Raw genomic sequence first — 6921 nt, 5'->3', positions numbered from 1 at the left:
CCAACGCTGACGCGCCCGGGACGGCGTCCGACACGGCGGGGAGGGGGCGTCGACGTGCGGTGGCAGGAGAACGAGGAGTACCGGCCCTCTCCTGCGGCCCGTGGCCGGCCGCCGCCGACCGACGAGGCCGATGAGGCCGTCCAGCTCGCCGTCACCGGCTAGGGCCCGGCCGAGGAGGTGACGCGACGCCTGGCGGAGGCCGAGGTGGCCGTACCGGTCGACGCCGACGGACGGCCGCTGCTGGTCGCCATCCCGGACGGCGTCTCCTCATCCCCGTCCACACCTCCGCCGCGCAGGTCGACGCCCTGGGCCGGCCGGCCTACGACGCCGTACCGGTCGCCCTGCTGCTCGATGTCCTGGAGCCGGAGCACCGCCTGCTGCTGGAGACGGACGCGCTCGGACGAGCAGTGGCGGGGGAGCGGCCGACTCTCTGCACGAACAGGAGCAGTCGTTGCCCTTTCGGGTCGGCTGAAAGTGCATGGCGAGGACTGTCCGAACCATGGCTGTGATCGTGATCGGACTTTTCCTCCTTCTGTCACCTGCTCCGATGGGCGGCCGGCTGGAACGGCGATGCGGCCGGTGAAAGCATGTGGTCCAATTCGCTCGGACTGGGCGGCTCCCATGCCCTTCTGAACGGCTGGTTCAGGAATTCGAGAATCAGACAGTCACTCACCGCCGAGGAACGCCAACTGCTGGACATGGCGTTGAGCAACGGGCGGCGGGGCGGAGCGGAGGGCGTCCGTCCGCCCCCGGACTGCTCCGAGCGGTGCGACCTTGGGCACTTTCCGCAGCCCCACGGCACGCCGTCGGCGCCACGTCGTGGTGCCCGCACTTTATGTCATGAACCGAGCAATCCGGTGGCCGTGCGGCGTCCGCCGGTTCCGTCCTGCACTGCTCCGCCTCCCGCTCAGCACAGACACCCCGAAGGCGAGCGGCCATCATGAACGAACCCCTCACGACCACGACCGATCTCCCGAAACCCGCTGTCGCGGCGCCGGCCGCCACCGTCACCCACGTCGACGCGGGTGACGCCGCGCGATGCCGGGCAAGGCCTTCGAGATCGTGATCAACTTCGCCTCGTTCGGCATCATCGGGACCTGGGGCATGATCATGATCTGTTCGCTGCTGTTCTGGAAGCGCTCCCAGGACGGCACCGTGACCCGCCCCGCCTTCCGGCTGCCCTGGGCCCCGTGCACCCAGGTGATCACCCCCGTCTTTCTCGCCTCGATCGTGGTGCTCATGTGGCAGGACGGCGGGGTCTCCCGCACCACCGTCGAATGCCTCCCGCTGGTGGTCGGTGCCCTGGCCGGCGGCTGGCTCGTGGTGCGCAGGAACGTTTCCTCGCAGGTGGCGGCCGATACGACGGGGCAGGAGTGACGGCTTGCTGTCCGAAAGGGCACAGGGGGGAGCGGGGCGCGCCGGGGGTGGTGTCCGGTCGGATAGCTTCCTCATGTGTCCGCTCGTCCCGGCCGTAGCGGATGGGCTCCGGCACGAATCCTCCCTCGTGAACTGACCCACGGAAGGGCCGACGGACGCTAACGGGTGCCCGAGCAGGGCGCATCTCTCACGATGGAAGGACTGGACAATGCGACGCAATCGCCGTACGAACCTGGGCGTGTTCCTGGGCGGTCTGATCGCGGCAGTGCTGGCGTTCGGCACCGCGACGGTGGTCACCGCGGCCGCCAACCCCGGAACCACGCACGACACCGCCGGGGTCGGTTTCCCGGGCTGGTGACGACCGCCCCCCGTAGGGGCGAAGAGTGCGCCTGATCCCGGGCCCGCCCCTTCGGCACGGGAATTCCCAGGTGTGCGGGGGCGTCTCCTAGGAGCTCCCCGCACACCTGTTTCTCCCAACGGCCGGACGGGCGCGGCGGACGGCCACGGACCGCCGCCTCCTGAAACCCCGGCCGGCGCACCGCCCATCGCACGTGCGCGAAGGCACGCCGTCCCTCCTCACCGGGCACCCGCCCGCCCCCGCTCTGCCCGCCCGCACCACACAAGGAGCTCCCTCCCATGACGACGGCCGGCATCCTCGACCTCGCCGCGCTGGGCGAGGACTTCGTCGACGACCCCTACCCTGTGTACGCGGCACTGCGCGAGACCGGCCCGGTGCACCGGGTGCGGGTGCCCGAGGGCCACGAGGCGTGGCTCGTCGTCGGGTACGAGGCCGCGCGGGCCGCGCTCGCCGACCCCCGGCTCGCCAAGTCCTGGGACCGGGCCGCGCCGACTCTCTCCGTGGTGCGGCCGGCCGCCGGTCCCAACATGCTCAACTCCGACCCGCCGGACCACGGACGGCTGCGCAAACTGGTCGTCCGCGAGTTCACCCCGCGCCGCGTCGAAGCACTCGCCCCGCGCGTCGAGGAGCTCACCGGGACGCTGCTCGACGCGATGCTCGCGCGCCCCGACGGACGCGCCGATCTCGTCGATGCCCTGTCCTTCCCGCTGTCCATGGCGGTGATCTGCGAACTCCTCGGCGTGCCCGAGCTGGACCGCGTCGCGTTCCGCACCTGGACCACCGACGTGTTCTCGCACCCCGACCCGACGGTGCGCCGGGCGGCGAGCCGGGACATGGGTGCCTACCTGGCCCGGCTGCTGGACGACAAGCGCCGCGAGCCCGGTGACGACCTGATGAGCGCCCTGGTCCGCACCAGCGACGACAGCGGCGACCGGCTCAGCCCCGAGGAACTCGTCGGCACCGCCTGGCTGCTGCTGGTGGCGGGCCATGAGACCACCGCCAACCTGATCTCGAACGGCGTGCTGGCGCTGCTCACCCACCCCGAACAACTGGCCGCCCTGCGCGCGGACATGACCCTCGTCGACGCGGCGGTGGAGGAGATGCTGCGGTACGACGGACCGGTGGAGGCAGCCACGTACCGCTTCACCACCGAACCCGTCGACATCGGCGGAACGGTGATCCCGGGCGGCGGCGAACCGGTCCTGGTCGTCGTCGCCGACGCCGACCGCGACCCGGTGCGCTTCGCCGACCCCGGCCGCTTCGACATCAGCCGCCCCGAGCGGGGCCATATCGCCTTCGGCCACGGCATCCACCACTGCCTCAGCGCCCCGCTCGCCCGCCTGGAGGCGCGCATCGCGGTCCGGGCCCTGCTGGACCGCTGCCCTGGCCTCGCCCTGGACACCGACCCGGCGGCCGTGACCTGGCGCGCCGGCATGCTCGTGCACGGCCCCCGGCGGCTGCCGGTGCGGTGGGTGTGACCCGCGCACCGCGACGAGAAACGGGGGCGGAAAAGCGGGGGCATGGGAACGGGAGCAGAGGAACGGGGACGGAAGAACAGGGGTAGGGGAAAGGGGCGTAGGGGAAAGGGGCGTAGAGGAAACGGGTGTAAGTGCAGAACGGCGCGCACCGCCGCCCCGAGCCACCGTTCGGACGCCGACGGACTGTTCGGCGAGATCCAGGACATCGTGGCCCAGCAGATCCCCGTCCTGCCGGTGTGGCAGGCCAAGCAGTACGCGGTCGTCGGCGACGGCGTCCACGGCGTCGACTGCTGCCTGGCCACCTCCACGGTGTTCCGGTTCTGGAAGATCAGCAAGGGCTGAGCCGCACAGCCGTCCCCGCCCCCTACAGCTTCCGCCCGCGGCCGCCACCGCGTCTGTCGCCGGGGGCCGCCATTCTCCGACGGCGGCCCCCGGCCCGGCGGGTCAGCCCCGCGCGCGCAGGTCGGCGACCACCGAGGCCAGGCCCCGGACGGTCGGCGCGTCGAAGAAGGCCAGCAGCGGTACCTCGACGCCCAGCCGCTCGTGGATGCGCGCCGAGATCCGAGCCACCGTGACCGAATGGCCGCCGAGGTCGAAGAGATCCTCGGTGTCGCTCACGTCCGGCACCCCCAGGACCTCGCACCAGATCCGCCGTACCGACTCCTTCGGGTCCTCCGGGTCCTCCGGGTCAGCCCCGGCCACGGAACCGGTCCCGGTCACGGGGTCCGTTCCGGCTTCCTCCGGTGGTGTCGGGAGCGCCGCGCGGTCGAGTTTGCCGTTCGGGGTGGTCGGCAGGCCGGCGAGGGCGACGAACGTCTCGGGCACCATGTACGCCGGGAGCGCCGCCGACAGCGCGCGCCTCAGCTCGCCCGGGTCCGCCCCGCCGACGACGTAGCCCACCAGTCTGCCCTCCCGCACCGCGGCGGCGGCCTGGCGCACGCCGGGTACGGCGAGCAGCCGGCCCTCGATCTCGCCCGGCTCGATCCGGTAGCCCCTGAGCTTGACCTGATCGTCGGTGCGGCCGAGGAACTCCAGCCGTCCGTCGTCGAGTCGCCGCACCTGGTCCCCGGTCCGGTACATACGGCTGCCCGGCGCCCCGAAGGGATCGGACGGGAACCGCTCCCGGTCCAGCTCCGGCCGGCCGAGGTAACCGCGGGCGAGCCCGGCGCCCGCGAGGTAGAGATCGCCGGGGGCGCCGTCCGGCACGGGCGACAGGCGCCCGTCGAGCACGTAGGCCCGGGTGTTGGCCAGCGGGCGGCCGATCGTCACCCGCTCCGGCTCGGGACCGATCTCGTCCGCCGTGGCCCAGACGGTCGCCTCGGTCGGACCGTACAGGTTGACGAGTCTGCCGACCCTCGGGCGCAGCCGCCGGGCCAGCGCCAGGGGCAGTGCCTCGCCACCGGTGATCGCGGTGATCCCGGGCGCGGTGAACCCGGCGTCCAGGAGCATCGTCCAGCCGGTCGGCGTCGCCTGCATGTGGGTGACCCGCTCGCGGTCGATCAGCTCGCGCAGCGCCGACCCCTCACGCGTCCGGGCCCCGCCCGCCACGACCACCGTGCCGCCGGTGACCAGCGGCAGGAAGAACTCCGGGACGGACATGTCGAACGCCGCCGAGGCCGCCGCCAGCCAGCGGTCGCCCGGCCGGCAGTCCAGCAGGTCGCGCATCGACAGCAGCAGGCTGACCAGTGACCCGTGCTCGATCCGCACGCCCTTGGGACGGCCGGTCGAGCCGGAGGTGTAGATGACGTAGGCCAGGTCGTCCGGGGACGGGGACACCGCTGGCGACGGGCGCCGGGCCGGGGACGGCGCCGGGGCCGGGACGATCGCGGGTGCGGGTGCGGGTGCGGGTGCGGGTGCGGGTGCGGGTGCCTGTGTGGGTGTGCGTGTGGGTGCCGGTGTGGCTGGGGGATGTGGTGCGGGTGCCGGTGACGCGGCGGGTGAAGGCGCGGTTGGCGCGGGGTCCTCGGTGGCGGCCGCCAGTTCGGCGTCCCCCAGTTCGCCGACGGCACGGGAGTCCGCGACGATGAACTCCAGCCGTTCCGCCGGGTACTCCGGGTCGAGAGGCAGATAGGCCGCTCCGGCCTTCAGGACACCGAGCAGCCCGGCCGGCAGCGCCTCCGTCCGGCCGGCCCGTACCGCGACGAGGTCTCCGGGACCGATGCCCTGGCCGCGCAGCCGGCCCGCGATCCGGGTAGCGGCGGCGTCCAGCTGCGCGTAGGTGAGCCGCCGGCCCTCATGGACGACGGCGACGGCGTCGGGCCTGCGGGCGACCTGCTCCGCGAACAGTTCCGGGACGGTCGCCGGGGGGCGGTGGACGGCCGTGCCGTCGTGCTCCGCGAGTGGCCGGCCCCCCTCCGTCCCTGCCGTCCCGTCCTGCCGCTCCTGCCGCTCCGGCTGGGGCAATTCGGCAAGCACGGTGTCCGGGCCGGTCGCGACGCGGGTCAGCACCGACAGCCAGTGCCGGCCGACGCACCGGACGTCGTCGCCGGTCAGCGAAGGCGAGGAGTACCGGAGTACCGCGTCGATACCGTCCGGCCCGTCCAGCAGGGAGAGGTCGAGGGCGTGGCGGACGGCGGCGGTGCGCAGCCCCCGGTCCACCGTGGCGACGACACCGGGGAAGCACGGCGCCGGGGTCGAACGGTGGTAGGCCAGGTGGACGGCGGCCGACGGCGTCTCCACCCCGGCGCGGGCCGGCGGCACGTCGCGCACCCGGTGCAGCGCGCGCAGTCCGGAGCCGACCGCGCGGGCGAACTCCGCGAACGATGTGTCGTCGCGCGGGGCGGAGGAGAAGGGCAGCTCGTTGACCAGGGCACCGATGCGTGCGTGCTCCCCCGGGGCGCGCGTGTCGAAATCGAGGGCGGTGACCGGTGCGGTCCCGCCGTGCCGGAACAGGACGGCGTGCACGGACGCCACCAGCAGCGCGTACGGGGTGACGCCGATGCGCTCGGCCACGCCGTGGAGGGCGTCCCGCAGCCCCGCCGGCACCCGCACCTCCGCCGTCGCGCCCTCCCGCGCGTCCTGCGTGCATGCCGGGTCCCAACCGGCCCCGGCCGACCCGGGAAGCAACGGGCCGCTGCCGACCGGGTGGTCCGCCCAGTACCGCCGCGCGAGCGGGAGCGCGGCCGTGATCCGCTGCTCCTCGTTCCCGGCGGGGGCGAGTTCCGGCAGGCCGGGGTCGGCGCTCCACACCTCCGCGCGGTGGAACGCGGCGAGATCGCTCACGAACACGTCCACCGACCTCTGGTCGAAGACCCGCCGGGAAGCGACGATCAGCAGCCGGTGCTCGTCCGCGCCGAGCCGCTCCAGCACCGGACAGCACAGCGGACCACCGACGAGGGCCGGGTGCCTGCGCAGTACGGCGGCGCAGGCGCGGTCCAGCGCGGCGGCGTCCAGGTCGCCGCGGAAGTGGACGGAGAACGAGAGGCGGTGCTCGGCACCATCCTCGTCGGGCAACGCATCGGGCATGGAAAAGGTCCTGTCACCGTCAAGAGGTTACGAACTGGATCTGCCTGATCTTCGCTGCCTCGGCAATTATGTCGCGATATTCGGCCGACCCTGCCCGAACACCCGCTGCATGTGCCCGAAAAGCCATTGACCGGCACTTCGGGCGGACCAATGATTCGGAATGTCGACAGCGTCCAAAAGTAGCTGTCCGAATTCTTCCCGCCGTCCTTCACGTGCGCCACCGCACACCAAGCGGACCACCCC

The 6921-nt window shown here is 73.0% G+C and carries 5 protein-coding genes and 1 pseudogene; 4 read left to right on the top strand and 2 right to left on the bottom strand.

Annotated elements, in window-relative coordinates; genetic code table 11:
• Positions 1 to 158: 158 nt before the first annotated feature.
• Positions 159 to 371: a hypothetical protein gene (locus AB0927_RS33350; protein ID WP_366671545.1), complete on the bottom strand. Its 213-nt coding sequence runs from the start codon at positions 369 to 371 to the stop codon at positions 159 to 161.
• Between the two features lie 667 nt (positions 372 to 1038).
• Between AB0927_RS33350 and AB0927_RS33345 the strand changes: the two are divergent.
• The 4 genes and pseudogenes from AB0927_RS33345 to AB0927_RS33330 form a co-directional block, all read left to right on the top strand.
• Positions 1039 to 1377, top strand: a pseudogene (locus tag AB0927_RS33345) (L-asparagine permease); the annotation flags it as partial.
• Positions 1378 to 1585: 208 nt separating this feature from the next.
• Positions 1586 to 1735, top strand: a complete 150-nt coding sequence (locus AB0927_RS33340; protein ID WP_366671544.1) for a hypothetical protein — start codon at positions 1586 to 1588, stop codon at positions 1733 to 1735.
• A 278-nt stretch (positions 1736 to 2013) separates the two neighbouring features.
• Positions 2014 to 3213 (top strand): cytochrome P450, encoded by a 1200-nt coding sequence (locus tag AB0927_RS33335; protein WP_366671543.1) that lies wholly within the window; start codon positions 2014 to 2016, stop codon positions 3211 to 3213.
• 207 nt (positions 3214 to 3420) lie between these two features.
• On the top strand, positions 3421 to 3555 hold the full coding sequence (locus tag AB0927_RS33330; protein ID WP_366671542.1) for a hypothetical protein: 135 nt from the start codon (positions 3421 to 3423) through the stop codon (positions 3553 to 3555).
• Between the two features lie 102 nt (positions 3556 to 3657).
• On the opposite strand, the gene AB0927_RS33325 is transcribed toward AB0927_RS33330, so the two are convergent.
• Positions 3658 to 6678 (bottom strand): amino acid adenylation domain-containing protein, encoded by a 3021-nt coding sequence (locus AB0927_RS33325; RefSeq protein ID WP_366671541.1) that lies wholly within the window; start codon positions 6676 to 6678, stop codon positions 3658 to 3660.
• Positions 6679 to 6921: the final 243 nt, after the last annotated feature.

Source organism: Streptomyces sp. NPDC048106 (assembly GCF_040706415.1).
Lineage (GTDB): Bacteria > Actinomycetota > Actinomycetes > Streptomycetales > Streptomycetaceae > Streptomyces.
The sequence above is the reverse complement of the archived record's forward strand: the minus strand, read 5'-3'. Positions and strand labels throughout refer to the sequence as shown.